The sequence below is a fragment of the Enterococcus sp. BWB1-3 genome (assembly GCF_016745275.1).
In the GTDB taxonomy this organism is placed as follows: domain Bacteria; phylum Bacillota; class Bacilli; order Lactobacillales; family Enterococcaceae; genus Enterococcus_L.
This window is the reverse complement of the sequence record NZ_JADOEP010000001.1, coordinates 48,236-74,400: the sequence shown is the minus strand read 5'-3', so window position 1 is coordinate 74,400 and position 26,165 is coordinate 48,236. Positions and strand designations below refer to the sequence as shown.

26 protein-coding genes are annotated in these 26,165 nt (G+C 39.7%); all 26 read right to left on the bottom strand.

All coding sequences use genetic code 11. From position 1 onward, the window contains the following. Nucleotides 1–39: 39 nt before the first annotated feature. The 26 genes from lepB to IW492_RS00340 all read right to left on the bottom strand — a co-directional run bounded on the left by lepB (nucleotide 40) and on the right by IW492_RS00340 (nucleotide 25,881). Nucleotides 40–918 (bottom strand): signal peptidase I, encoded by an 879-nt coding sequence (gene lepB, locus IW492_RS00465; RefSeq protein WP_202064074.1) that lies wholly within the window; start codon nucleotides 916–918, stop codon nucleotides 40–42. 121 nt (nucleotides 919–1,039) lie between these two features. Beyond that, complete coding sequence (locus IW492_RS00460) at nucleotides 1,040–1,453, bottom strand: LysM peptidoglycan-binding domain-containing protein (RefSeq protein WP_236671732.1); 414 nt, start codon at nucleotides 1,451–1,453, stop codon at nucleotides 1,040–1,042. A 22-nt stretch (nucleotides 1,454–1,475) separates the two neighbouring features. Beyond that, nucleotides 1,476–2,822, bottom strand: a complete 1,347-nt coding sequence (locus IW492_RS00455) for a hypothetical protein (protein WP_202064073.1) — start codon at nucleotides 2,820–2,822, stop codon at nucleotides 1,476–1,478. A 26-nt stretch (nucleotides 2,823–2,848) separates the two neighbouring features. Next, nucleotides 2,849–3,553, bottom strand: coding sequence for a hypothetical protein (locus IW492_RS00450; RefSeq protein ID WP_236671731.1), 705 nt, complete (start codon nucleotides 3,551–3,553; stop codon nucleotides 2,849–2,851). Nucleotides 3,554–3,808: 255 nt separating this feature from the next. Then, nucleotides 3,809–4,189, bottom strand: a complete 381-nt coding sequence (locus IW492_RS00445) for a type II toxin-antitoxin system PemK/MazF family toxin (protein WP_202064072.1) — start codon at nucleotides 4,187–4,189, stop codon at nucleotides 3,809–3,811. Between the two features lie 10 nt (nucleotides 4,190–4,199). Next, nucleotides 4,200–5,318, bottom strand: coding sequence for an alanine racemase (alr, locus tag IW492_RS00440; protein ID WP_202064416.1), 1,119 nt, complete (start codon nucleotides 5,316–5,318; stop codon nucleotides 4,200–4,202). 35 nt (nucleotides 5,319–5,353) lie between these two features. Further along, the gene (acpS, locus tag IW492_RS00435) at nucleotides 5,354–5,704 is read right to left on the bottom strand and encodes a holo-ACP synthase (protein ID WP_202064071.1); all 351 of its coding nucleotides are present in this window, start codon (nucleotides 5,702–5,704) and stop codon (nucleotides 5,354–5,356) included. Between the two features lie 167 nt (nucleotides 5,705–5,871). Beyond that, on the bottom strand, nucleotides 5,872–7,416 hold the full coding sequence (cshA, locus tag IW492_RS00430) for a degradosome RNA helicase CshA (protein ID WP_202064070.1): 1,545 nt from the start codon (nucleotides 7,414–7,416) through the stop codon (nucleotides 5,872–5,874). Nucleotides 7,417–7,778: 362 nt separating this feature from the next. Continuing rightward, the gene (locus IW492_RS00425) at nucleotides 7,779–9,155 is read right to left on the bottom strand and encodes a UDP-N-acetylmuramoyl-tripeptide--D-alanyl-D-alanine ligase (protein WP_202064069.1); all 1,377 of its coding nucleotides are present in this window, start codon (nucleotides 9,153–9,155) and stop codon (nucleotides 7,779–7,781) included. Between the two features lie 525 nt (nucleotides 9,156–9,680). After that, nucleotides 9,681–10,757 (bottom strand): D-alanine--D-alanine ligase, encoded by a 1,077-nt coding sequence (locus IW492_RS00420; protein WP_202064068.1) that lies wholly within the window; start codon nucleotides 10,755–10,757, stop codon nucleotides 9,681–9,683. A gap of 133 nt (nucleotides 10,758–10,890) precedes the next feature. After that, a complete protein-coding gene (locus IW492_RS00415) occupies nucleotides 10,891–11,358 on the bottom strand; it encodes a YaiI/YqxD family protein (RefSeq protein ID WP_202064066.1) in 468 nt (155 codons plus the stop codon). Between the two features lie 33 nt (nucleotides 11,359–11,391). Continuing rightward, nucleotides 11,392–12,399 carry a hypothetical protein gene (locus IW492_RS00410; protein ID WP_202064065.1) on the bottom strand — a complete coding sequence of 336 codons (1,008 nt, stop codon included), beginning with the start codon at nucleotides 12,397–12,399 and terminating at the stop codon, nucleotides 11,392–11,394. Between the two features lie 111 nt (nucleotides 12,400–12,510). Continuing rightward, a complete protein-coding gene (locus IW492_RS00405; RefSeq protein WP_202064064.1) occupies nucleotides 12,511–13,521 on the bottom strand; it encodes a sugar kinase in 1,011 nt (336 codons plus the stop codon). A 44-nt stretch (nucleotides 13,522–13,565) separates the two neighbouring features. Further along, a complete protein-coding gene (gene dagF / locus IW492_RS00400) occupies nucleotides 13,566–14,306 on the bottom strand; it encodes a 2-dehydro-3-deoxy-phosphogluconate aldolase (RefSeq protein WP_202064063.1) in 741 nt (246 codons plus the stop codon). A 66-nt stretch (nucleotides 14,307–14,372) separates the two neighbouring features. Further along, nucleotides 14,373–15,467, bottom strand: a complete 1,095-nt coding sequence (locus IW492_RS00395; protein ID WP_202064062.1) for a DgaE family pyridoxal phosphate-dependent ammonia lyase — start codon at nucleotides 15,465–15,467, stop codon at nucleotides 14,373–14,375. Further along, on the bottom strand, nucleotides 15,451–16,566 hold the full coding sequence (locus tag IW492_RS00390; RefSeq protein WP_202064061.1) for an amidohydrolase/deacetylase family metallohydrolase: 1,116 nt from the start codon (nucleotides 16,564–16,566) through the stop codon (nucleotides 15,451–15,453). Before IW492_RS00390 ends, IW492_RS00395 begins: the two co-directional genes overlap by 17 nt. Before the next feature lie 9 nt (nucleotides 16,567–16,575). Further along, the gene (locus IW492_RS00385; RefSeq protein ID WP_202064060.1) at nucleotides 16,576–17,664 is read right to left on the bottom strand and encodes a DUF871 domain-containing protein; all 1,089 of its coding nucleotides are present in this window, start codon (nucleotides 17,662–17,664) and stop codon (nucleotides 16,576–16,578) included. Then, nucleotides 17,661–17,921: a hypothetical protein gene (locus IW492_RS00380; protein ID WP_202064059.1), complete on the bottom strand. Its 261-nt coding sequence runs from the start codon at nucleotides 17,919–17,921 to the stop codon at nucleotides 17,661–17,663. The genes IW492_RS00385 and IW492_RS00380 overlap by 4 nt, the downstream gene beginning before the upstream one ends. Nucleotides 17,922–18,113: 192 nt before the next feature. Continuing rightward, on the bottom strand, nucleotides 18,114–19,421 hold the full coding sequence (locus IW492_RS00375) for a PTS sugar transporter subunit IIC (RefSeq protein WP_202064058.1): 1,308 nt from the start codon (nucleotides 19,419–19,421) through the stop codon (nucleotides 18,114–18,116). 128 nt (nucleotides 19,422–19,549) lie between these two features. Further along, nucleotides 19,550–20,248 carry a DUF4310 family protein gene (locus IW492_RS00370; RefSeq protein WP_202064056.1) on the bottom strand — a complete coding sequence of 233 codons (699 nt, stop codon included), beginning with the start codon at nucleotides 20,246–20,248 and terminating at the stop codon, nucleotides 19,550–19,552. Nucleotides 20,249–20,276: 28 nt separating this feature from the next. Then, on the bottom strand, nucleotides 20,277–21,056 hold the full coding sequence (locus tag IW492_RS00365) for a DUF4311 domain-containing protein (protein WP_202064054.1): 780 nt from the start codon (nucleotides 21,054–21,056) through the stop codon (nucleotides 20,277–20,279). Between the two features lie 22 nt (nucleotides 21,057–21,078). Beyond that, entirely contained in the window at nucleotides 21,079–21,432 is a 354-nt protein-coding gene (locus IW492_RS00360; RefSeq protein ID WP_202064052.1) for a DUF4312 family protein, read from the bottom strand. 72 nt (nucleotides 21,433–21,504) lie between these two features. Further along, the gene (locus IW492_RS00355) at nucleotides 21,505–21,861 is read right to left on the bottom strand and encodes a glycine-rich SFCGS family protein (RefSeq protein WP_202064050.1); all 357 of its coding nucleotides are present in this window, start codon (nucleotides 21,859–21,861) and stop codon (nucleotides 21,505–21,507) included. Nucleotides 21,862–21,887: 26 nt separating this feature from the next. Continuing rightward, nucleotides 21,888–22,229 (bottom strand): PRD domain-containing protein, encoded by a 342-nt coding sequence (locus tag IW492_RS00350; protein ID WP_202064048.1) that lies wholly within the window; start codon nucleotides 22,227–22,229, stop codon nucleotides 21,888–21,890. Between the two features lie 105 nt (nucleotides 22,230–22,334). After that, nucleotides 22,335–24,209 (bottom strand): BglG family transcription antiterminator, encoded by a 1,875-nt coding sequence (locus tag IW492_RS00345; protein ID WP_202064046.1) that lies wholly within the window; start codon nucleotides 24,207–24,209, stop codon nucleotides 22,335–22,337. A 712-nt stretch (nucleotides 24,210–24,921) separates the two neighbouring features. Further along, nucleotides 24,922–25,881 carry a Gfo/Idh/MocA family protein gene (locus tag IW492_RS00340; RefSeq protein WP_202064045.1) on the bottom strand — a complete coding sequence of 320 codons (960 nt, stop codon included), beginning with the start codon at nucleotides 25,879–25,881 and terminating at the stop codon, nucleotides 24,922–24,924. Between the last annotated feature and the right edge of the window lie 284 nt (nucleotides 25,882–26,165).

Below are 26,165 nucleotides of genomic sequence, written 5' to 3'. Positions count from 1 at the left end.
GCTCTCAATCAGCCAAGTACAGAAAATATGCTGTTCCTTCTATCTAACCCAGCCAATTGAGCTGAACGGTTTATAGCGGAACGTAACCACACCTTCTATTGCAAACTTGCTGACTAGCCCAAACTCTCTGCTATCACTTGAGTTATTTCTGTTATCGCCCAGTACAAAGTAGAATTCATCTGGAATTTTATCAAATTTAGACAACTGGACCACCGTTTCCGGAGAAATGGATACTTTTATAGTACCATCTGGAAGCTCGTTGGCAGCATTTAAAACAACCCCTTCAGGAACCCCTTCCGTCTGATTAATAAACAAGTCGGAGCCTTCAATCCAGATTGCATCTCCCGGCATCCCAATTACGCGTTTTACGTATTGAAAATTACTGTCAACCGGCGGATCAAATGTAATAATCTCATAGCGGTTTGGCGTTTTCGTTCGTTTCGCAATCACCTTGTCTCCACTCTGTAAAGTCGGATTCATTGAATCACCATCAACTATATGCGGAGAAGTATTAAAAATAAAAATAAAAACAATGGTTGCCATGATAATGACCGGAACAACAAACTTAATGATTTCAATAATCTGTTCCTTCTGTTTTTTCTTTTTCCTAAGCTCAATTTCTTGTTTTGTAAGCTTTCTTTTTCGTTTCCTTTTGGGAGGCGTTTTGCGCTCAATATCTGTCGGTCTTCTCTTCTTACTATTTTTTGAAACAACGGGTTGTTGTTCTTTTAACTCTTTCTGCTCAACCGCTGGTTTTCTCTTTTTCAATGCTGCAGTTTCTCTCTGAACAGTTGGTCTCTCTTTAATTGTTTCTGTATTCTGATTTTTTTTGATCAGCGGGCGTTTCAATTTGGGCATATTCTCAGTTGATTCTTCCTTGCCCCTCATCTTTTTTAGGTTTTCTATAAACTCGTCCATGTAGCACCTCAATTTACACTCTTATCTTAATAAGAATAACAAAACGCGGCGCAATTTACCATAAGAAAAGCTGAAAAAGAGCTTTCGGATTTTACCAAACCGAAAACTCTTTTTATTCTTATTATTTTGACAGTACTAATTCCTGGCCTTCAATAATTACAGCACTACTCAGCTGATTGGTAATCATCAAATCCTGTACAGATACTCCAGTAGTCTGGCTGATCTCCCAAAGTGTTTCACCTGACTGAACCGTATAAATATTTGCCGGATCCACTGGTATATTTTCTACTTCTGGTTCAGGCTCTACAACTACCGGTATCTGTTCAACAGGTGCACTGCTTTCATTTGAAGTTTCATCAGTTGATGTCACAGAAGTCATTGTAACTTCTCCTTTGGGCTCTTCTGTGGAAGATGCTGCTGTTTCATCAGGTGTTGAGCCCTCAATAAGAGTTGAATTCATTAAATAGGCAGAAACTCCAATGATTCCAGCTGAAAGGAGTGACAGCAACATCATTTTATTTCTATTCTTCCCCATATCGAACTCTCCTTATCTTTTATTAGTTTCCTGTTTTATCCAAACGGGAAAGTTTGCTCAGGCGCTCTTCCAGTTCACGATAAACGCTCATAATTTCATTTTTGGATTCTTCTACTTCATTAGAAATATTTTTCGCACGATTTCCAATGTTCAGCATTTCCAATTCAGCTGAATTAATCATATGTTTTGCTTCAACTTGAGCTTCGCTGATAATTCTGTTTGCTTCTTTCTTCGCTGAAACCATTACTTCCCCGATTTCCTGTTGAGATTTCAGTGCATCTTCCTGTAATGACTGATTTTTCAGCAGTAAATCATTGATTTGTTGTTTCGCCTGCAGCAATTCAGCAAGCTGCTCGCCTTTTGCTTCTCCAGCTGCTCCACCGCTTTGAAGAACATTCAATTCTGATTTAACAGATTCAAGTTCTTCTTCTTTTTGTTTATAACTTTCTCTCAAGGTTGCAACTTCTGCTTCAAAAACATTCTTTTGAATTGCATGTTTGTCGTTTAATGCCTGAATGCGTCCAAGAGTTACTTCTAATTCACTTTTCTCTTTAAGAACAGCTTCAAGTTCTTTCTTCAATTCTTCAATATGCCCGTTTGTTCCTACAGATGTGCTGTCAGCAGACAAAGAAATTGCTTTGTCATTTAAGCGACTGTTTTCTTCCTGTAATTGAGCAAGCTGCTGTTGAAGATCGGCAATTTTTTGTGTAAGCGCCTGTTTCTCGTCTTCACTTTTATGAAGTTTTTTATTTAATTCTTCTAATTCCATTTTTACCGTCTCCAATGCTTCTTGTTTTTCTGTTGTACTTCCACGGGATAATAAATCAGCATTCAGCTGCTTGATCTCCTGTTCTTTTTCAGTAATTCGTGTATCTAGTTCTTTATTTTTAACCAACAGTTCTGCTTCCAGACTGCTGATCTGCTGCTGCGCTTCTTCATTGTCGCGCTGAAGCTGCTGAACCTGATTTCTCAATGTTTGAACTTCTTCTGAAGCCCCTTGTGTCTGAGCATCTTTTAACTCGCTGATCTCAGCTTCTTTCTGATTCAGAAGCATCTCCAGTTCATCATTTCTGTCAGTGAGTTTTTCAAGTTCCTTCTGATCATTTTCAACTTTGAATGTCAACTGTTTATTCTGTTGGGACAGACGGAAATTCTCGTCTCTTTCCTGCTCAAATTCCGCTTCCTGTAAGCGATACTCTTCCAACAATTCTCTTAAATGTTTAATTTCCTGATCTTGCTTTTCCAACTGTTCATTGGAAGCTGCGGAATATCTGCTCTCTGTACCTTCATTTTCTGTTTCAAACGTTTCCTGTGCCAATTCTTCATCGGACACTTCGTTAATTTTTTTAATTAACCGTCTTTTTGCCATGTATTACACCTCATCTAAATATTTCGTTATTTACTAAGCTCTATCCTTTTTAGTCCCTGATCCTCTGAATCATCTTGAGCATACACGATTGATTGTTTCGTTAATGTATTTGTTTCGTCACGATATGTAAAATTAAAATCTATCATCTTTATTTCAGGTACTGCTCCCAGTTCCTCCACAAACTTCTCCACATTTTTCTTAGCAGTTTGGAAATCTGTATTCGCCAGCGAAGAGGAGAAAACTGAGATAGTAAGTGTTTTAGTTGTCTGACTTCTAACGATCGTTACACTTACCTCACCCAAAAAGGGTTTCCAGTCTCTTGACAGTTGCAGCTCATAATTTGTCAGAGCTGCAGCATCACGACTTTCTACAACTGTTCCCCAAGGAAATTCAGCCAGTTTCAAGCTGCCTGTCTTATAATCTTCCACCAGACCACCTGCACTGCCTGTCTCCTTTTCCAATACTGCCACATCTGATTTTAGGGATTCATTGTCCTGCTGTAAAAGATACTGCTGATACAATATTCCCAGTAAAACAAATGAAATGAAAATCATTGCAATAACAAGAGAAACAACCAGACGACTGTTTTCCTGTTGTCTGTACACATTAATTTTTTTCTGCATTTTTGAATTTTCTGAATTCAGCTGATTTAAGTTCACTCTCTTGTACAACTCATAACTGAAGAAAGCCAACATAGCGATTACCAAAATTCCTATAACAATTATGACCAAATAAAAAACCCCTTTATACCGTAATAAAAACACTGATGAATAATTTCTTGAAGTTATCTATTTTCTACCCAATTATACATAATCCATTGTAACATTACCTTTTGCTCTTGCCAACTTTTTTTTGTGCTCCTGTAAAACTGTTTTAGAGAGCTGTAATTATGTGTTATTGCAGTAATTTATCAAAAAGAAAAAACATGTGTTTTGTTTGGCTTTTTAACTATGTATCACAATAAATTGGTATGTCATTCATATTTGTTATATTTGGTATGTTCCTACCGATTCTTCCGGTTCTGATTCAATGATGCCTACACTAATTCCCAAAGCTCTGTCTACAGCAGACATTAATTGCGAATTCAAGTGGCAGACTTTTTCCTTCAGTCTTGCCTTATCGATTGTTCTAATCTGTTCCAGTAAAATTACTGAGTCTCTTTCAATGCCGGTCTCTTCTGAATTGATTCCTATGTGTGTAGGTAATTTGGGCTTAGCCATTTTCGCTGTTACAGCTGCCACAATAATGGTTGGGCTAAAATGATTTCCCAGATTATTCTGAATAACCAAGACGGGACGTATACCGCCTTGTTCAGAACCAACAACAGGAGAGAGGTCAGCAAAATAAATATCCCCACGTTTGACCATGTTGTCCTCCCTATTTATATTCCCTTGGTATGCGTTGAGAAAATGTACAGGCTACTTCATAATGAATTGTCGAAAGATGTTCGGCAACCATCTGCAACGTAACCGTTTCCCCGCTATTTTCACCTACCAATGTTACTTTTGTGCCCTCCGGTACCCATTCTTTCAGAAGCAGCATACACTGATCCATGCACACTCTTCCTACGATTTCACACTTTTTCCCATTCACTAAAACACTAAACCCCTGCATATGTCTCAGCCAGCCATCCGCATAACCAATTGGAATCGTTCCGATCCATTCATTTTCCGTAGCTGTATATGTTTTGCCATATCCTATCCCTGTACCAGCTTCAACTTCCTTGACTTGAATCAACGATGTTTCCAAACTTAGTGCCGGTTTTAAAAAATAGGTATCTTCCAGTTTGCCCCCTGATGGATTCAAACCATACATGGCGATCCCAAAGCGGATCATGTTTCCTGGGCTTTCCGGATGCCACAATGCAGCTGCACTGTTTTCGCTGTGAATATATCGCGGCTGTTCAGGCAGCTTCTCTATAAGCTCCCGAAATTTTGTTTCCTGCTCCTTAAAATAGGATACATCTGCTTCATCTGCAGTGGAAAAATGAGTAAAAATGCCCTCCCACTCCATTAAAGGATTCTCTCTGACTATTTCAACAGCCTCCAGAGTTTCTTCAAGAGAAGTGAAGCCTATTCTGCCCATCCCTGTATCCGATTTTATATGTATCTTCAAGGAAACTCCTGCATTAAGCTTATTAAGTTGCGCTGCAGCTTCTACCAACCATTTTTTTGTAGCAGCTGTTACGGATAAATCATATTTTAACAATAAATCTATGTACATTGGATCTACAGTTCCCAAAATCAAAATAGGTTCTGTCAATCCGGCTTCCCGGAGCTCCAGTCCTTCATCCAGCAACGCAACACAAAAGCCGGAAGCACCACCTTTTTTTGCACTGTATGCAGTCTCTACAGCTCCATGCCCGTATCCATCAGCCTTAACAACAGCAAAAAGCTCTCTCCCTTTAGGAAGTCTTGCCACTTCGTTTGCTACATTTTCTATAATTGACTGTGTATCAATCAGTAATCTGGTGGGGCGATGATGCCCAGTAACCATTGCGTCTCCTCCTTTTAAATCAATTGTTCCCATTGTCATTCTTCCAGAATGATTTGTGCAATTGCCAGTGAGTCCGTATGGGAAATGGATACAAAAACTTTTCCCATGTGAGGCGATTTTGTCACCTCCGGAGCCCCGCTGCTGTTGCTCAGTATTTCTATTTCCTGAAAACCAACGCCGCTGATTCCAGTCCCCCAAGCTTTTGAAAAAGCTTCCTTACAGCAAAAGCGGCCACCCAAAAATTCTATCTGACGATTTTGTGAAAGTTGTTGAAACATCAAACGTTCATTTTCAGTCAGGACTCGTTTGATAAATGAAGATTGCTTTTGAATAATCCGCTCAATCCTGGAAAGCTCAACAATATCAATTCCTATCCCCTTTATCATAATCTGCCTCGCATTTCAAATCAATAAATTATATTTATTCTATCAAATTTCAGTCATTTTTCCTACTAGTAAGAACAAAGAAAAAGATCTGTCTTAATAAAAAAATATCAGGCTGTGAACAACACCTTAAATGGTCATTGTCTGCAGCCTGATATCTATCTTTACATTTAGTTATTTCCTTTTTCGCGAATCACAAAGCCTCTGCCCTTGTCATTACTGCGCTTGGAAGAATAATTTTTCTTTCCTTTGTTGTAACTTCCGTTACCGCTGCTGCTGCCGCCGCTGTTTTTATTATTCTTTCCACGATATTGAGAAGAACGTCCATCTTTACGCTGACGATTACCTCCGCTGCTGTGTCGTTTATTTTTATTAAAGCCGCCGCTTTTCGGTGAAGGAAGCGGACGCTCAGGTGTTATTTTCACCGGCACAGCATCTTCCGGATCTTTAGAGATTGTTTTAAGCAGCAACGCTGCCAAATCCTGCGCAGAATATTTTTCCAGCAGTACTTCAGCAGAAGCCAGATACTTGTCCAGCCCATTTTGCTCTAACTTTTCTCCTACAGATTCCATTGCAAGTCCTAATTTACCATGAAACGCTTCTTTTTCTGTGGGCGGTCTCAATGGAGACATTCTCTTTTTCGTCAAAGATTCAATGACATGCAGATAGCCCATTTCATTTGGTGTAACAAATGTTACTGACATCCCGCCTTTACCCGCACGGCCGGTTCTGCCGATACGGTGTACATAGCTCTCAGGGTCCTGAGGAATATCGTAGTTGTAAACGTGAGTAACCCCGGAAATATCTAATCCGCGGGCTGCCACATCAGTAGCCACCAGAATATCCAAGTTGCCGTTTTTAAATGAACGTAAAACACTCATTCTTTTTTGCTGAGACAAATCCCCATGGATTCCTTCTGCTTTGTAGCCTCGTGCTTCCAAGCCTCGTGCAAGCTCATCCACTCTTCGTTTTGTCCGCCCGAAAACAATTGTAAGATCTGGAGACTGAACATCCAGCAGTCTTGTCATTACATCAAATTTCTCATAATCTTTTGATCGCACATAAAATTGATCAATCAGATCAGCAGTCATTTCTTTTGCTTTAATTTTCACATGTTCCGGATCTCTCATGAACTTCACGCCGATGTTCTTGATAGCCGGCGGCATTGTTGCTGAAAACAGCAAGGTCTGACGTTCACTTGGAACCTGCGAAATAATTTTTTCTATATCTTCCAAAAATCCCATATTGAGCATTTCATCTGCTTCATCCAGTACCAGTAATTCAACTGTACCTAATTTCAGTGTTCGACGATTGATATGATCAATAAGTCTTCCAGGGGTTCCTACCACAATATGCGGATTGTCTTTCAACCCTTTGATCTGACGACCAATATCTGCTCCTCCGTAAACAGCTTGAACACGAATCTTTTTATCCCGTCCAAGACGGAACAATTCTTCCTGAGTCTGGATAGCCAGTTCTCTTGTAGGTGCAACAACCAGTCCCTGCAGTATGCGTTTGCCTGCATCAATTTTTTCAAGCATTGGCAGACCAAAAGCCGCCGTTTTCCCTGTACCTGTTTGTGCCTGACCAATAACGTCTTTTCCTTGTAATCCCAAAGGAATTGTTTCTGCCTGGATCGGTGTTGCTTCTTCAAAGCCTGAACGCTCAATAGCAGATAATAGTGTAGATGATAAACCAAGTTCGTTAAATTTCAATGTGATCCTCCTAATTTCTTATTCTTTGAGGGCATTCCCTCTGTTACTAAACATTTCAATGAGTCAATAAACTCGGTCGCACAGTTTGCTCTGTTGAACAGGTACCGACCATTCACTGCTGAGGCATCCGCTCTGTTTATTCTGAAATAAACTATATGTTTTCATCAAACCATCTTATTAACTCTATCGAAAAATCCAATCGTATGAAGATTGACAACAGAAAAGCCAAACGGAAACGTTCAGCTCTTCAAGTTTTATATAGATAATACGGACAGTCTTTGTCTGTCACCTATTCCAATTCAAATCTTCTGACAACAGTTTATTTTAGCACAATTATTACTTTTCAGCAAGTTTTATGAAAACTAGTTTTCATTTAACAAAGCTGTCACCACTTCCGATAACCCCATCCCGTTACTTCCTTTTAATACAACCATATCCAGTGGAGTCAGAATAGATTTTAGCGATCGAATCATACTGTCCTTTTCATTTTTTGGATAGTAATGAATTTTTTTCCCGTATCTCGGTTCCAACGCTCTATACAGATCATACATTTCACTACCGTATAAAAAGACTTCTGCAATTTCTTCCGGATTTAAATACTCGCCGACAGAGCGATGCATTTCTTTTGATTCAGGTCCCAGCTCCAGCATATCCCCCAATACTGCTACACGCTTGCCGCCACTGTTGATCGGCATTTGTCTAAAATTATCAACGACCAGTTTCATCGCAGTTGGATTGGCATTGTAAACATCACTTAAGATTTCAAGTCCGTTCACACTTTTTAGCCATTCTGTTCGATTCTTCGTTAAATTAAAACTTTTTAGACCTGCTTGTATTTCTGAATAGGAAAGCCCAAACCAGCGCCCAATTCCAATAGCAATTAACGCATTGGTCACATTGTAATTACCTGGAAGCGGAATACTGAAAACCTCCTCAGAACCTGAAACTTTAAATATTGTCTGTTCTTTTCCTGTTTCTATTGTTTCCCCCTGATAGAAAGCATCGGCGGACCAGCCAAATTTTTCCACAGTCTGAGTCAGATTAGCAGTTAAATCCTCCAGCAGCGGTTCCTCATTAGGAACCATCAAAAGTCCATCAGTTTTCAAGCCTTCTACAATTTCCATTTTGGCTGCTGCAATTCCCTCCCTTGAACCTAAATGTTCAATGTGAGCCTCTCCAATCATCGTAATCGCTGCAACATCCGGTTGCGCCAATTTGGACAGAAAACGAACTTCTCCGGCATGATCCATACCCATTTCCAGAATAAGTTTCTCAGTATCATCAGGCATATGGAGAATTGTATAGGGCAGTCCAATCTCATTATTGTAATTTCCTTGTGTTTTGTAAGTCTGAAATTTCTGAGACAAAACTGCCTCTGTCATGTCTTTTGTTGTCGTCTTCCCATTGCTGCCGGTAATGCCGATAACTGACGGCGCAAGCTTCTTTAAATAATATATTGCCAACTGCTGCATTGCTTCCAGTGTATCCGAAACTTCGATAATTCCAAGACCCTCAGGTGCTTTTTCATTACTGCTCCAAAATGCAGCAACAGCTCCATTGGCAACTGCCTGATCTGCAAATAAATGTCCATCATTAGTTCCTGAAAGCGGCACGAAAAGATTCCCTTCCTTAATCAGACGACTGTCAAACTCAATACCTGTTATCGGAAGATCTTCCCATTGCTGCCAGTTATTTTCCCCATGCGTTGCTTCAGCTATTTCCCAAAAACTAAGTTTCATCGGTCATTCTCCTTTTCTTTTATAAGAGAGTCTGAAAATCTAAGCTTCATACTCCGGCACAGCATATGAATCATTCTAAAAATCAGCATTTGCAAATTGTTTTTTCAAAAAAATAATACAAGGAGCCGCTTCAGCTCCTTGTACAGCCTTACTTTATAGATGCCAAACAGTTGCTGAAAGAGATCTGAACAGAAGGATTCAGCTTCAAGCACCGTGTAGCGATCATGCATCATCTACTCTGACAAGTCAATCGTAGTGATTTATGACAAATAAGAAGGGATTCATGAAAATGACAAGAAAGCTCATAGGCACTAAATGCTCTTCGAGTCCTCGCAAAAGTACCTGTGTATGACCAAAGCTGTGATATGTGTCCTACGAGGAAACATCTATTTTATATAAAATAGTGATTCTCAACAATTTTGACCTGTTATCAAAGAATCTGCTTCTGTTCCGCCATCTATTCGGATTTTTTTGAATGTTATTTGAATGTTATAAGTTTGGAGCTTCGTTATGGACCATACTCAATCAGTTTCCGTACAAGCTTTGATGCTGCTTATAACGATTCAAGGCCAGTTGAATCAGCTCTTCTATCAGATCACTGTATTTTAGTCCCATATTTTCCCATAGTAAAGGGTACATACTGAACTGCGTAAAGCCCGGCATCGTGTTCAGCTCATTAAGGAATAATTCATTTTTACTTGTTAAAAAGAAGTCACATCGGCTTAAACCGCTGCCGTCTAAAATCTGATAGGCCTTTTTCGCATACTTTTGTGCTTCCTGATGAACCTCATCCGGAATCTCTGCCGGAATCTGCATAGTTATTTTATTATCAATATATTTAGAATTATAATCGTAAAAATCAACGTCTTTTACGATTTCTCCTGCCATGGTTGTCCGCACATCTTCATTTCCTAAAATAGCCACTTCGATTTCTCTTGCCTCAATTCCCTGTTCAACAATAGCCCGAGAATCATACTTATACGCCTCTTTCAACGCATTTTGAAGTTCTACTCGGTTCTCCGCTTTAGAAATTCCCACGCTGGAACCCATATTTGCCGGTTTAATGAACATTGGATAAATCAGTGATCCTTCGCATTGTTCAAAAATATGTTTTGGATTCTCTTTCCATTGATTAGCCAGAACAGGCACAAATGGTACTTGAGGAATTCCTGCTGTCTGAAGAAGATATTTAGTCATAATTTTATCCATGGCAGTGGCGCTGGCTAAAACACCGGCACCGACATAAGGAATATCCATTGTTTCCAAAAATCCCTGAATCGTTCCATCCTCGCCGTTCGGTCCATGAAGTACCGGAAAGACAATACTGTCCTCTTCTTTAATATCACAGGGCATAATCACTTCTCCGGTAAAATTATCCTCTTCTGAGACACCTCCATGTGGGTTCCAAGACAGATGCAAGACTGCTTCGTCTTCAGGAGCTTCTGTTAAAAGCGGACCTTTTACCCATTGACCTTCCTTACTGATATAGACCAGCTGAACTTGATAATAATTATAATAAACTGCATTTAAAACAGAAAAAGCGGATAAAATAGATACATCGTGCTCTTCACTTTTTCCTCCGTATAACAATACAATCTTCAAATGCTTTTCCTCCTATTTTCCCATCTATTACTATGTATTCCATTAGCCAAATTCTTTTTCATTATTTTAGCATAAAAATGATTTTTGTAATAGAATCAATTCAAATTCATTACGCCAGCATTACAATTGCCGGCTAGATTTGTTTGGACTGTTTGTCCAACTCTCTTCGAATAACTTCCCTCAGCTTTTCTCTAAATTTTTCCCGATCCTGTGCTGTAAAAGGCTTTGGTCCTTTTGTTCGACCTCCGCTTTTTCTAACTTTTGCACTAAAATACCGCTGTTCCAACAGCTGATCAATGGAATCAAGGGTATACTCCTTACCCAGCTGATGCAGAACCGCTGCACCTTTGGGAAGAGCCAGTGAGGCAAGTCCATAATCCTGAGTAACCAAAAGATCTCCTTTTTTAATGAGTTCAAGGATGCGATAATCTGCGGAATCAGCACCTTTATCCACATACATAAATGAAACGCCTTTCGGATATTCCTTTTGAGAATAATGATCAATACTTGTTACAACCACTATTTCCAATTCTTTCGAAAGTCCGATAGAGATTGTATCTTCTTTTACCGGCGATCCATCTCCGTCAATGAATATCTTCATACTTCAGCCTCCTGTCTTCTTTCCTGCCTGAAACTATCTTACATACCAGGAAGGATGTCGTCTCAAGAAAATAGACACCTCTTCTGAAATCGCTTCTCTGACAATTTTATACAGCTCTGGATTTCGTATCTTCTGTCTGACTGTCCCTGCATATCTGGGCCGCTGCTTTATTTTAATAGAAAGTACAAAATCAAAACGTTCAGGAAAATTTTCAACCGTCATGATTTTCATCCGGCTGGTTTCTCCTAAAAACTGATTCATTCCGTCTACTGCTCCCTGAATAAATCCATCCAAATGTGTTCCCCCATCTGCAGGCAGGTGACTGTTGACAAAACTGTCTCTGATGCTTGCTGACGGATTCTTTGAAATAACTGCCTGAATCAAAACATCTTCTCTTGAGGTCCTTATAATTAAAGGTTTTCGGCCTCTAGTCAGACTGTTGTCTTTTTGAAAAATATATTCAACAAGCCCCTGCTGATAATGGAGTATATTTTTCTGATCTTTTCCATCTGTCAATGTAATCATTAAACCGCTGTGAAGCATTGCCAGCTGCTGACAACGATTAAATAGAATAAAGTAAGAAAATTGCTGTGTACCAAAATACGCCGGATTCGGTGTAAATGCCAGTTCAAGTCGATATTCTTCTCCTTTGGAAGAAAGAGACGCCTCTTTTACTACTGCAGCCTGTTGATAAATACGAATCTCCCGCTTTTTTGGCGTCTGCATACTGATCCCCACCTGCTCAGAGAGTGCCAGCATGATTTGCAGGAACAGATACGGAGAAGAAGACTGTTCGTTTTTTTGTCCAAACAGCCACTTCCGCTTGCTGGAAAATGACAAAAGAATCTGTTCACCAGAAAGCTCGATCGCCAATTGCGACACTTCCGGTGCTCCTGCCATCCCCAATAAATAATCAAGGAGCTGAATCATCATGCTTTCCAAGCCGGAAAGACCAAGTGCACCAATATACATCCCCGGACGCTTGCGGATGTTGTCTATAACTTTTTCATTTTGCAAAGCAATCCAAAAATCTTCGGGCATCTTATTTCCTCCTGTATTACACTTTGAATCTATCTCTCTCATTATAATGAAAAAAGAACTGAAACGAAAGTAACTTATCAACTTTCGTTTCAGTCTATCAGTCTATCTTACTTATCGAATCAAATCAACTGCAGGATATTCCATCATATGTTCGACTTGCTTTCGGGTTGTCAGCGGAACATCCCCCTGAATAGTGTGGGCAAGCACTCCATTTGCAGTAGCGAATTCTACCGTCTTTGCCAACGGCCATTTTTCTGCGTAGCCAAGAAGCACTCCTGCGGCGTAGCCGTCACCTGCACCAATTCGATCCAGATTGATGATCTCTCTTGCTTCTGCCTGCTGATACTCGCCTTCTGAAAATAAAAATCCGGAAAGGTAAGACTTCTCATCTTTTCTAGTTCTAAAAGTTCCTGCAAATTGTTCAACAGCATATCGTTTCATAAATCTTCTGACTAGTTCCGGAAACTGTTCTGGAGACAGCAAATCCAAATCTACAGTCATTCCCAGCAAATCAGTCAGATCTCTCTGACTTCCGAACACAATATCACAATAAGGCAGCATTCGTTCATATTGTTCTCTCATAAATGCATTCTCATTATTTTGGTTCAAACTGGGGCGAAAGTTAAAATCAAAACAGATTTTTTTCCCCTGCGCATGTGCTTTTTCTGCTAGAGAAAAAGCTGCAGCTCTTGTTTGATCCGTTAAGCTCAAAGAAATGCCGCAAATGTGAACCAAATCCGTATCTTCCAGAAACTCCTCAAACGGATAAGCGAAATCATCACTGACACCAAAAGAACTGCTGTGTCGATTTTGATAGGTCACTTGTGTTGCACGCGGTCCAAAGCCCATTTCTGCAAAATAGGAACCGATATGATTGCCGCATTGACCAATCCATCTATCACTGATTCCCAACTGACGCATACTTGCTTTTGCCGCTTCACCCAAACGGTTATCCGGAAGATTAGTAATCAGACTCGTTTTACAGCCAAAATGGGCAAGGTTGCTTAAAATATTTACACCGCTTCCTGTAAAGTCCATTCTCAGTTCTTTTGTCTGCTCCAGCATTAAATATTCGGGCGGAGTCAAACGCATCATCACTTCTCCAAAAGCTGAAATTTTCATTGTCTTGTCCTGCCTGTCCATTTATTTAAAATTAGATTTTATGTTTATTTTAAAGTATTCTTCATCATTTGCAGCAGTAAACGTACATCTTCCGGTTTTGTATCCCCGGTTTCCTTATCAATAATTGAGCTGTAAACATGCGGAATAATTTTCTTAACACCAGCATCTACTGCAATTTGGACGATTTCTTCAAAGTTTTTCAAGTCGATTCCTCCGGTTGGTTCCAGATAGAAATCATATTTTGCACAGGCTTCTGCAACTGCTTTATATTCTTCTTTATGTGCCAGCCCTTTCATAGGAAAATACTTGATTGAGCTGCCGCCCATATCCTGCAAAAGTTTGATGGCTGTTTCAATCTGAACTTCTCCTGCAGGCGCCTGTGAGCTTAGGGGACCTGTTGCGATATTAACATAGCCTACTTTTCCTGTGGGTGAAACCAATCCATTAATCACGGTATCATTTTGTCCAAGCAGTGCCCGGGAAGTCCCAACTCCGGTAAATACCTGATTGACATGCTGAGGCTGTAAATCTTTGGAAATACGTGAAACCATCTGACTTTGATTCGGGTCTCCTGCGCCAAGTCCCACAGAAAGCGCGTTATTTGTTGCATCTGCGTATTTTTTCATATCCTCAATTGCAGCTTCATCTGTTGCATAGTTTTTAGACAGTACACCAAGAATAACGTGTCCCTCGGCTGCTTCATAACAGGCCTTTGCATTTTCTACTGAGTTTGCTAAAACATTTAAACATAAACGATCTTCTAAATAATTTGGTGTTAATGACATTTTGTAAACCCCTTCTGTATATAATTTAATACGATATTCTTCATAATAACATAGCTAAAGCCGTTTTTATTTCATAATTTCTGTCAGGCGGACAGTGATCTTATCCATTTCTTCCTTATTAACAGAACGGATATCAAACTCAATGATTCCGTTATTTGCCTGATATTCTCTAGTGTAGATTGCCGGATTCTCTGTCTTCAGCTCACGAATCACTTCTTTGGCCGTTTTATTTCCAGAAACTTTTATGCTTGCTCGATAGATATCTCTCCCTGCACTGTCCTGTACAACTTTTGCATCTATATTGGAAATATTATTCAAATCAGTGATAAAAGGAGCCAGACGATCCTTCATCGAATCACCGGATTCACTGCCGTTCTTCAAATAGTCTTCCACAGCCTGAGTAAACCCTAGAATGTTGTCCTTGCCGATTTTCATTGCGCGGCCAATCCCTTTTCCTTGAAGACGAATCCATTCAATGTATTCTTTTTTTCCGACAACCATTCCGGCACTTGGACCTTCAATCGCTTTCGCCCCGCTGTAAATAACCAGATCAGCTCCTGCCTCGATATATTTAAACAAATCTTCTTCTGCAGCAGCATCAACAATCAGCGGCAATTGATGTTTATGGGCAATCTCTGCTGCTTCAGCCGGACTTAGCATGCTTTTTTGAACTGTATGGTGACTTTTAATATATAAGACAGCTGCCGTCTCTTCAGTAATCATCATTTCAATATGTTCCGGTGTACACATATTTGCATACCCAGCTTCAACCAGCTCACCGCCTCCCTGAGCAATCATCACTTCAACAGGTGTTCCATAATCGACATTATGCCCTTTCGGAATAATAATTTCCCGTCGGCTGATACGATCTGTATAAGGATGGTACGCATGATAAATGGAACCTTGACCAATCAGAGCCGACACACTTTGAGCAATCCCCGCAGAGGCAGAGGAAACAATTTGAGCATCTTCAACCTTCAGCAACTCAGCAAGATAGCTCCCTGTTTGAATACTTAATTCGCTCATTTCAAAGAAGTGCTCTCCGCCAAATTTCTGAGCTGCCAAAACATTTTCAGATACCTTTGAAACTCCAAGGACAGTCATTCGTCCGGAAGCATTGATCACTTCTTTTAGATTAAACTTTTCATAACTGATTGTCATAAACAACACCTCCGATAATTGTTTTTACAGGTTTAATCAGCTCTGCTGCTTCTCTGGTAAAGCCATTTGAGTCTGTCAGTAATTTGCTGCCTTCTTCTATAGTAAAAATGGTAAGATCAGCATCGTAACCAGTTACCAAATGACCTTTTCTTTTCAGATGGAAGCTCTCAGCTGGGGCTGCCGTCACTTTATTAATAATCTCCGACCACTCATAACCTGCAACACGCAGTTTTTCCATTGTTGTGGCCAGATCGTAAACCGGTCCGTTTTCCCTATTGCGGATGTAAATATCTGTACTGATAGTTTTTGCCTTTATTCCTTCTTTAAGTGCTGTTTCAGCAACAGTAAAATTAAAGCTGTCAGTTCCGTGACCAATATCAAAAACGATCCCTTTATTATACGCTGCTGTGGCAAAATCTTTTATCTTGCCCTTTTCTGAATCCAAAATACCGTTGGCTTTTCCATTAAAACAATGCGTTAGAATATCGCCGGCAGACATATGCTCCAGAATATCATCCAATTCAGGAGGGGCAGAACCGATATGAACCATTAACGGTACATTATTATTCTCTTTCTGGATTTCCTTTGCAAGCTCAAGCGGCTTGATTCCATTCTCACCAATCACCGTTTTGCTCATTCGAGCTTTTATACCAATCACAAAATCAGACAGATCAGTTAATGTTTTCTTTACCAGCTCTTTCTGAATCTTTGTAAGATCTGCCAGCTCATCCTGTTCGACAATTCCCCATTTGGATATGTTTACAAGTGCGTAAACATTGGTTTTTGCCTGAACAGCTAAATCATGAAATTCATGAATGTTTTCTGCACCGGTTGTTCCGGCATCGATCACAGTAGTTACACCCTTTTTCACTCCGATTTCATCTGGAAAGTCATAATACAGTGTCATTTTTTCAAAGCAATGGACATGATCATCGATCCAGCCGGGAGAAATAAAAGACTCTCCTTTTAAATCAATCTGTTCCTTACTTTTACCCTCAACAAAAACACCGGTTTCAGCGATCTTTCCGTCAAGTATTGCAATATCAATTGTTTGTCCACCAATTAATTTTCCATTTTTTATCAGTAAATCATAGACCATATAGTCCCCCTACTTTTCTTTTAATCTAAATTTTGTCCAAGGCTTTATATAGTCCAGCAAGACCTGTTCCTCGGCAATGATACTGCCGACCTTGTTCTTTCTTGTATCTTTATGCGGCTGCAATACAAGCTGCAGCTCATTCTTGTATTTTCCAAATGCATCATTTCCGATAACAATATCGCCAACGCTGAATTCCTGATTATTATCATGCGCAGAATTCTTTTCCTGACTGTATTTCTTACGAACTTCTGTCGAGCGAGCCATCAGCACTGTGATATCTCCTCGGCGAAAATGCTGTTCATCCAATACAATTGTTTTTTCTACAGGATTCACGGCATCTGTAAACTCAACACGTAATTCCAGCTGATAGCGATTCAAATTGCCTAATACTTCGAGCTCTTCATCTGATGCATAGGCATTTCCTATGATAACATCATCAATCAGCCCTGTAGCAAATAAGTGCTTGGCCTGAACCTCCACCGGCAAATGACGGTGACTCTCAAGTGTCGGCAAGCCATCATTGATATCCCACGGTCCAATGCTCCCTGACTGAGAAGTAATAAAGGCTGCAGTACGAATGCCCTTTTCTTTAAAACGTATACTGCATTTTTCAAAGAAATCATAAGGCAGAGCTGTACCTTCCTGAGGATAAAAATTATGACAGCCGTACAAAAAGGGCTTATTTGCTTCATAGGTCAAAATATTATCCAAGTAGGCAACATCATTACTCATATTCAATTCTATCGCCAAATTATATGGATTGAAAGTTAGTTTCGCTTCTTTATTTCCATCAAAGCCAACATCCAGACGGATTCCGTCTGCTCCAAGCTCATGGAAAAAGGATAAATCATCATAAGAGATTTCCAGCTCATCAAATAAAGAGGGAACAACATCCAGTATGGTCTCAAAGCCAAGCTTTTTCGCATAACTGATTAAATGCTGAAACTTTTGTTTGACTGTGTCTTTCCCATCCGTTACCTCCAGCATACTCATAAAAATTCTGGTAAATCCATATTCTGCTGCTTTCTTTAAATAAGCTTTATCCTGTTCCATATCACTATGATTCGGATATACTGAAACTCCCAGTGCTCTTTTCATATTCTTTTGCCACGCTCCATCTTGTCAAATTTATCTCGATTTTTCCATGATACCAAAGATCCAAAGAAAATAGTGGTCGTTCCTACAATCAATATCGGCTGTCCTGCTATAATACCCAGAACAATTGCCAAAGAAATTCCGCCTATTGAATACAAGCAAAGTGTTCTCAATCGGACACTTGTCAGTTTTTCAGGCAGCAGCTTTTTCTCCAGCACAGCCTGTACAATAACAAAAAAAAGAATGAACCATACCCACATCGCTTACTCCTCCTATAGCAGTGTTTGTTAGCGCCTTTTATCTAAAATGAAAGAGAGATGAGCCCGGAACATATGCACGTACCAGGCTCATTTACTATCTCTATAACAGAATAATGGACGTTGCTGAAACATCGAGTCTACAAAAGACTGTCATAACCTTATTCTGCCCGCTTCCCTTTTTACAAATTCTTTTTATACTGCTTCTGCTGCTTCTTCCAGTTCCAATTCTTTATCAAGCTGCTGCTTTTCATAAACTTTAAAGAATGGATAGTAGATAGCCAGTGTAATGACAAAGTTGATACAAACCAGAATCGCTGACATGACACTGTAATCTGTACTCAGCCATGCAGCAATTGGTGCCGGTAAAGTAAAGGCCAGACGAACAGCCATCATTGGAACGACGTTCGTAATTGTTAAAAAGTAAGATAATGTAGTTGTTACCAATGGAGCCACAATAAACGGTATCCCGATAATTGGATTCATTACAATCGGCGTCCCGAAAATAACTGGTTCATTGATGTTGAAAATTCCTGGAAGCAGGGATAGTCGGCCCAAGCTTTTTAGGTACTCTGATTTTGAAAAGACCATTAAAAGAACTAACGCCAGTGTCGTTCCCGCACCGCCAATCCAAACGAACCATTGTAAAAACTGTTCCGTAAAGATATTAGGCAGTTCATCTGCACTTATACCATTTAGAAATGCCTCATTATTTTCAACAATTGACATATCCCAGAATGGGCGGATAACCGGTCCCATAATTGCCGGACCATGAATCCCAAGAACCCAGAAGAAACAGATTAGGAAAACTGTTAGAAGTCCTCCGAACAAACTGTTTCCTGCCAGAATACCTTTTAACGGCATCAGCAGATTACTTAAGAATCCGTTTAAGTCAAAGCCGATAATATGGCGCAGTCCCCAGAACAACAACAAGATAACAGTGCCTGGAATTAACGCTACAAATGAATTTGATACTTCCGGCGGTACACCCTCAGGCATTTTAATCGTAATATCTCTTGAAACAAAGAAGCGGTAAATTTCCACCGTCAGCAACGCTGCAACAATTGCTCCAAACAGAGAAGCTGCTCCCATGTTTGCCAAATTAATGTAACGACCGGCATTAATGACATCTGGAACATCCTCAAACACTCTTGTTGGAGGAGCAGCCGTCACCAAGAAAGCAACCAATGCCAAAATGCCGCACATCAGTGAGTCAAGTTTATAACTTTGCGCTAAAGAAGATGCAATCCCAAAAGTAGCATATAGAGCCAGAATTCCCATAGTATATCGGGAAGGAATATCCATTACAGCTGAATAAGGTGCAATAAATTCCATGTACGAATCAATAGGAATATTTTGAAACAGCGTAAAAAACGACCCCACGATTGTTAAAGGCATTGTTGCAATCAACCCTTTTCTAATTGCCACCATGTGCTTTTGCGAGCCAAATTTATTGGCTACAGGCATCAGGTGCTGTTCCATCCACAATACAAATCCATTCATTTTAAACTTCCTCCGTTCAATTAAAGATTATAACGTTATTATAAATCATTGCGGATTTATAATAACATAGTTCTATACTAATGTAAACGGATTTTTCACTATTTTATGAATAGAGTTTCTACTTATTACTACGGCAATTCTACTGGAAAGAATGCTCCGAAAATCATCGCTCCAAGTATTGCCCCGCCTGCAATCGGTTTTTTCCATGCATAGAAAATCAATGCACCGATCGTCGAACCGATACCAATGGGGATTGAAGCACCAGCTGCACTTAAAATGATTAGCGGACCAAGGAAGCGGCCAGCCGCATTTCCTGCTCCCATCATAATATCTGCTCCAAATGTGGAATTCGCCTGATTAATCGTAAATTTACGAATCAGAATAATAACACCGCCAACTAATAGTCCCAGCACAGCTCCGGTAATCAAGGACAACGCAAAATTATCAATCGGCGCTGTAATATTCATACTCAATAAAATAGCTGGTACGCCAATACCAATTCCTGTCAGAATTGAACCGCCCAAATCTAAAATCCCTACCAGCGAGCCTTCCAAAATACGTGCAAACAGGAAGCTGGCTCCAAACGCTGCCGCAGCTCCATAAGAATCTCCGTCAAGCCCAGCCTTCAGCATTGCCACGATCGATACTTCATTAAAAGCCCCTACACCATGGACCACATACATATGTGTACCTGCAAATACTGCAGCTGCCATCAAACCAACTAAAATCGGAAAAGACCAGTCAGCATACCAGAAGCTTTTTGCTTTCAATGATTCTTGAATCTCTATCTCTTCCTGAGACCATTCTTGTTTCTCTTTTACATCCATACCTTGCTTCCTCCTTACTTAAATCAGTTTATTTTACAGTAAATACATCATGCAGATTATTCAGCCAGTTTGGTACTTCCAGCTTAAAGCTCTCAATCATCTGCATATCAAATCCACGGAAAAAGCCGCTGAAAATAAACAGGAGAATAATTGCAGCCATCATAGCTTTCGTCATCTTGGACCAGCCCAGCTCATCGACGCCTTTACCAATTAGAATTCCCAGAACTACACCGGGCACTGCATTTCCCATAACCAGCTGAGAAAGTCCGCCAAATAATGTTCCCCAAAAACCTGTACGTTTACCTGCATCTAAAGCTGCCAGCCAAAACAATACCGGCATCACTGTATTTATTAAAATAGTTGCAGCCGGAACCAGAACAGCCACTGCGGTTACTTGAAGAGATGGCGGTATAGCTGCAGCTGTACTGTTTAAAAAAGCTACAGTTATAATTCCCGCAATCATTCCTGTAATCCCCATTTTTTTAGGATCATGCATCGTTTTTGTGACATCTTTATCTTTGACCAATAATGCAGCAGCTGCCCAGTTCGGAATGATTCGATGTGTGACATCCTGAGTAAATGCACCTGCCCCCACAGCAGAAGCCCACGCATTAAAGAAAAAGCCCAACCCAAAAGAAAAATGGGAAGCTGGATCTCCCTCTGCTGCATTCATTTCTCCTAATGTTCTAAATGCACCCAACCCCTGAGTTTGAGGAGCATGAAACATTCTCGCCGCTCCGGTCCCAGCCGCAAAGCCAAGTAACCCGCCAATAATAACTGATTTAAATAGAATAATAATTAAATCCACTTACCTGTTCCTCCTGCCCTAATTAAATTTTCCTTGATGTAAACGGAATCGTTACACCATTCGGATCTTCTGAATCCACTTTTGTAAAAACGATATCAGCTGCTTCAATCAAACTGATTTCTACCTCAACCATTAACTCTACTTCATAATTTGTTCGTTTTCTCGGAAAGAAGAAGAACAGAAATCGTTCAGTGTACTCTTTCTCTTTTGCAGACAGAACAGCAATATTTGTCGGTTCGATTCGAATCAGTACATCTTCTGAATCTTTAAGAACTTTTTTCGAAACACTGCTCAATGCACTGGCAAATGCGGTGACTTTACTGTCTCCTTTTCCTGTTACCTGTACGATCTGTGACATCTTTTTAGTTAGTCCCATTCCTCTTCCTCCTCGTGCATTTTTTAGACATCTGATATACAGTTAATCTGCTTCTGTATTAAGCATTCATTGCTATTCTCCATGTTTCTTAATGAATGCTTCTGTCAGTCTTTTTCCAAGTTCTTCCTGATCCATGAATCCAAAACCAAGGACTGTTTTCCCATCATTGATTGCTGTAATCCCCTCCTCAATCGAACGCATCCCATGTCGCTCCGGATAGCCATATTTCGTTGCCGCAGTTAAAGCTCCTGCCCCGCCGCTCCCGCAAAAGGAAATGCCCATATCCGCATTTTCCTGCTGCATCACATCACCCAAACGCATATCTGCACCCATTCCCGGTACAACTACCGCACGTCCGCCGGCAGCTTCGACACCCTTCGCTACATTTTGTCCTTTTCCTAAACGATCTGCAATTACTACTGTTATCATCCTATTTCCTCCTAAAATTATTAGATTTACTCAACTGAATTTTGTTTAGCCGTTTCAAAATGAATGGATAAAACATACATTTCATCAATCATCAGATTCCCAATACTTTTTACCAGCTCACCAGCTATAGACAGTGCTTCACTCGATACTTCCGCAAACAGCTCCGGATCAATACCTGTCATTTTCTCACCTGCTTTCGAACGCTTAATCATTTCATTTATGTGATTGATTAAAACCGTCCACTGTAAATCGGTGGGAACAATCCCGTTCGCTTCCAGAAGCTGATTTGCCTGTTCAATCATTTCAGTCAGTTCCGCCTGATATTCAGAATCATTGATGATTTTTTTTGCCTCTTCAGTTAAATTCATAGCCTCACACCCTTTTCATTGATATCTTTTACTTAATTTCTGTTTATGAATTGGCTTCCTTCCCTGACTCAATAATTGCCGCTTCTGGAGTGTTTCTCTTGTGAATCACCCCAGATTCTCTTTAATATAGTTTAATAAAGCAACGATCTCTGCCTGATTAACAGTTAAATTGTTTTTGGCAAATATTTGTTCAATTTTTTCTACCAATACTTTCCTTTCCATCAATTTTTCTTTCATGCTGTACCTGCCATTCTCATATTGCCCGTCAAACATTATTCTGTGAACCATCAACAGCACATGAAGCAAAAAAGCTTCTCTGTATTCCTCATTCAGACTTTCTGAAAAAGCTGTCAGCAGCTCTTCATAAATAATGTATCCTGTCATCAAAAGCTCTCTGCTTTCAGCCTCAATTCCCTTTCTTTCTTTCAAGGGACGGCGCGGCGTCAGCCTAGGAATACTTCCATCACGAACACTGGTCAAAATTTTATTTACCTGTTCCTGAATTAGCTGGATATCTCCTTCAGTCGGTAAAGGGTTCACTTTAATAAAAGGGTGATTCATTCCCTCAATCGGAAAAATACTAAGAATCAGGTCAGGATTCTTTTCTTCAATCAATTCTGCAGCATTGAGTACTGAGGCAAATCCGGCTATCTCAACATTCGACACTTCCTCCAGAATTTTCTGTTCAATCAGGCTGGTAACACCTAGCCCCGTTGAACAAACATAAACAATCCTCACAGTGTTCACTTCATGCTGATTTTTTTCATAGGCAACCAGAAAATGCAATGCAATATAAGCAATAAATGATTCATTGATAAAATGAACGGCGTTCTCAATAGTACGATTACTTCCACATTCGATTGCAGCAAAAAGCTGCGGATATTTTGTCTTGATATCATCAACAAAAGGATTGTACTCATTGATAAACTGATGCTTCTTTGTTAAACGCAAAGACAGATGTGCAAATAAATTCGTAAAAAGCTGGCGATCTCTAAAAAAAGGAAAGTTGATTTCATTAGAAACATTTTTAATTAATTCTTCAGTCAGTTTCGCTATATCCTGATTTTTGTCAGAAATAAACACATCACTGTATATATATAAGTATTCGTCAGCAAGCAGAGGCAGTTCATAATATTCAAATACTTTATCCATCAGCAAAAATGGCAGATCCTGTTTTTTCAGAAGCTCCTTTTGGTTTGATAAAATCTTATAGCCATTCATGGTGTGATTCAGCTGCATTCGTGAAGCTGCAATTGAAACACGTAATGTAATTGACAGAAGCTCTGCATAATTGAAATGCTCAAATAGTGATGGGTCCAATAATTGAGCCATTTTACTCAATGCCACTTGATAAATATCCCGAAAAATTGCGTTTGTACCTACATGGACTTCCAGCTTTGATTTTTTATTTCCGGGTTGAACAAAGTGGCTCATAATTTGATAAATATCATATTCAGTAATTTCTTTCTGACTGATGTATTCCATTAGCAAACGGATTTTGCTTTCTTCTCCGCAAATTAGAAAGCCCAGACCGCTTTGCCGGTTCAATGTGATTCCATATTCATTAATAAAAGTCTCCAGCCGATCAAGATCTTTTAAAATCGTATTACGGCTGACTTGAAGTTCATCAGATAATTTCTGAGATGTTACGTAATCCTTTGACAAAATCAAGTAGAAAATCAGCTGATTCATCCTCAGCTCCTGATCAGGATATGTTTCAAATCGATCAACTTCAAGGATTTCATTTTTCAGTCTCAATCGTTTTGAATCAGGCAGGTCCAGCCATATTCCTTTATTCCTTCGTGCCTGCAGTATAATTCCGCGCTCCCAAAACCATTCACGGACTTTATCTAAATCATATTTGACTGTGCGGACACTAACCTTAAACTTCTCTGCCAGCTCTTTCGTGGTAATACTGTTTTCCATATCCAAAAGCAGCAGCAGCAGATTGATTTCTCGTTTTGATAAGTGCAGCGACATCTTTCACCACCTTCATTTCCTTCCCTTACATTTGCAACTATAGCCTGATTTTATTAGTGTAACAACACAAAAAAGTTGCACTTTTGTAAGTGCAACCTTAATCAGATATCTTTTTTATAACTCTAAATTTGAGCTGTTTCTCTTGTCAGCCTCTTTCCACTGCTTTGTTAAAAGCTGGCATTACAGGCTTTTTTATTTCCTTAAGTGCAAAACATTTTAAAAATAACAGAAAAAGCATACCTGCACTTAACTTGAATTCTCCAATATTTTATGGAAATTTGCAAAAAAAAAGAAGATTTTCATCTTCTTTTTACACAGTATTTATATGGTTATAAATAGATAACGACTTCTCCACAAAGACTTTATCCGACACACTACAAATGCGGTAGCTGATGAACAAGGGGGTACCTTGAACTTCTGTGCCTCTGTTTTAACCAACCTCAAGCCGATGAATCGGAACAGTCAGAAACTGTCAGGTTGAGTCAACTCGTCGCATGAGAACTACTCTAGCACACTTTTGTCCTTAATTCAACCGGATTCCAAAAATCGAATGACTATTCTTTATTTAGAAAATCCTGTCCAAGTTTCTTAGCCGGAGTTACACAGCACTTTATCCTGAAACAAAATATGATAGACGCTTTACTCACGTATAAGATTTCAGTTTCAGTCCCTTTCAGGTACTCTTATACTTCTGCTGCTTCATATCCGTTTTTTATTCAGTCCACCGGGTGTACATTTCTTCCACTAATTTCACCGTATCAAGAGTTATTTTCTTTGTCATAGCAGGACTTTCCAGAAGTCCTTTCTCCAAACAATCATTGACATGGTCTACTTCAAATGAAAATTCATTGTTAAATGTACTGGTTAGTTTTTCTGTTGTTCCATCTGCATAATGAATCATTCCCTGCTTTGCTTTCCAAAATGATGGAATCTCTATTTTTCCCTTTTCACCATAAATCGTCATCTCACTAGGTAAGTCAAGATTTACAGTTATAAATATACTGGCCAAAAGCTGATTTGAAAATTTTAATGAGAGGTCAAAACGTGCGTCTGTTTTTCCCGGCTCAATAGATGCCTGCCCGGTACAGCTCTCTATTGCTTCTCCCAGAATAAACTGAATATACTCAAGCGGGTAGCTTCCTGATCCATGCAATGCACCACCACCGGCATCCATTGAATGAAACCACTTCAGGTGATCAATATTCGGATAAGCAGTCACGGATCGAATATACAGAACTTTTCCAATTTTATTCTCTTGGACAGCAGCTTTAACTTTAGCAGTTACCGGCAGAAAAACAGCTTTTTGTGCCTCCATCAAAAAACAATTATTTTTTTCGGCCAACTCAAATAGCTCTTCTGCTTCACTGATACAAAGTGTAAAAGGCTTTTCCAGAAGCACATGCTTGTGGTTCTCCAAAGCCAGCCTGGCTGCTGAATAATGACCTTTGTTATATGTTGCGATGTAGACCACATCAATTTCTTTATCCCGGCAAAGTTCATCATAACTTCCATAGGCTTTTGGTATCCCAAGCTTTTCCGCTGCCTCTTTTGCTTTTGTCAAGTCTCTGGATGCAATTGCTGCTGCTTCTCCTTGTCTGCTTTCTCTGATCCCCTGAACAAACCGCGGAACAATCTGCGCAGTGCTTAAAATCCCATAGCGAATCTTTTTCAAATTAAACCCTCCTTATCTACTCTACTATACTGAGAAAAAATAAAATTTCAAATCCTGCAAAGCAAACCCCTTAAAAATAAACAAACAAAATGGGTCTGCGACATTAGTATGCCCCAGACCCTTAAAACTGAATAAACAGTGTTCCAGAAGTAAAAGTCTCTTTTGTACCTGCGGTTACTCAAGACATAACATTTAGTGCCTATGAGCTATGATGAACAACACCTGCCTAATCACCAAAAATTTGTGGCGCATCAAGTAGGAAGGCGCATAGGAACGTGTTGTGT

What these genes read in the sequence shown, in the direction of transcription:
- lepB (WP_202064074.1), bottom strand. Translation starts at nt 918, where the DNA reads ATGGACGAGTTTATAGAAAACCTAAAAAAGATGAGGGGCAAGGAAGAA.
- IW492_RS00460 (WP_236671732.1), bottom strand. Translation starts at nt 1,453, where the DNA reads ATGGGGAAGAATAGAAATAAAATGATGTTGCTGTCACTCCTTTCAGCT.
- IW492_RS00455 (WP_202064073.1), bottom strand. Translation starts at nt 2,822, where the DNA reads ATGGCAAAAAGACGGTTAATTAAAAAAATTAACGAAGTGTCCGATGAA.
- IW492_RS00445 (WP_202064072.1), bottom strand. Translation starts at nt 4,189, where the DNA reads ATGGTCAAACGTGGGGATATTTATTTTGCTGACCTCTCTCCTGTTGTT.
- alr (WP_202064416.1), bottom strand. Translation starts at nt 5,318, where the DNA reads ATGGTTACTGGGCATCATCGCCCCACCAGATTACTGATTGATACACAG.
- acpS (WP_202064071.1), bottom strand. Translation starts at nt 5,704, where the DNA reads ATGATAAAGGGGATAGGAATTGATATTGTTGAGCTTTCCAGGATTGAG.
- IW492_RS00425 (WP_202064069.1), bottom strand. Translation starts at nt 9,155, where the DNA reads ATGAAACTTAGTTTTTGGGAAATAGCTGAAGCAACGCATGGGGAAAAT.
- IW492_RS00415 (WP_202064066.1), bottom strand. Translation starts at nt 11,358, where the DNA reads ATGAAGATATTCATTGACGGAGATGGATCGCCGGTAAAAGAAGATACA.
- IW492_RS00410 (WP_202064065.1), bottom strand. Translation starts at nt 12,399, where the DNA reads ATGCCCGAAGATTTTTGGATTGCTTTGCAAAATGAAAAAGTTATAGAC.
- IW492_RS00405 (WP_202064064.1), bottom strand. Translation starts at nt 13,521, where the DNA reads ATGAAAATTTCAGCTTTTGGAGAAGTGATGATGCGTTTGACTCCGCCC.
- dagF (WP_202064063.1), bottom strand. Translation starts at nt 14,306, where the DNA reads ATGTCATTAACACCAAATTATTTAGAAGATCGTTTATGTTTAAATGTT.
- IW492_RS00395 (WP_202064062.1), bottom strand. Translation starts at nt 15,467, where the DNA reads ATGACAATCAGTTATGAAAAGTTTAATCTAAAAGAAGTGATCAATGCT.
- IW492_RS00390 (WP_202064061.1), bottom strand. Translation starts at nt 16,566, where the DNA reads ATGGTCTATGATTTACTGATAAAAAATGGAAAATTAATTGGTGGACAA.
- IW492_RS00385 (WP_202064060.1), bottom strand. Translation starts at nt 17,664, where the DNA reads ATGAAAAGAGCACTGGGAGTTTCAGTATATCCGAATCATAGTGATATG.
- IW492_RS00380 (WP_202064059.1), bottom strand. Translation starts at nt 17,921, where the DNA reads ATGTGGGTATGGTTCATTCTTTTTTTTGTTATTGTACAGGCTGTGCTG.
- IW492_RS00375 (WP_202064058.1), bottom strand. Translation starts at nt 19,421, where the DNA reads ATGAATGGATTTGTATTGTGGATGGAACAGCACCTGATGCCTGTAGCC.
- IW492_RS00370 (WP_202064056.1), bottom strand. Translation starts at nt 20,248, where the DNA reads ATGGATGTAAAAGAGAAACAAGAATGGTCTCAGGAAGAGATAGAGATT.
- IW492_RS00360 (WP_202064052.1), bottom strand. Translation starts at nt 21,432, where the DNA reads ATGGGACTAACTAAAAAGATGTCACAGATCGTACAGGTAACAGGAAAA.
- IW492_RS00355 (WP_202064050.1), bottom strand. Translation starts at nt 21,861, where the DNA reads ATGATAACAGTAGTAATTGCAGATCGTTTAGGAAAAGGACAAAATGTA.
- IW492_RS00350 (WP_202064048.1), bottom strand. Translation starts at nt 22,229, where the DNA reads ATGAATTTAACTGAAGAGGCAAAAAAAATCATCAATGATTCTGAATAT.
- IW492_RS00345 (WP_202064046.1), bottom strand. Translation starts at nt 24,209, where the DNA reads ATGTCGCTGCACTTATCAAAACGAGAAATCAATCTGCTGCTGCTGCTT.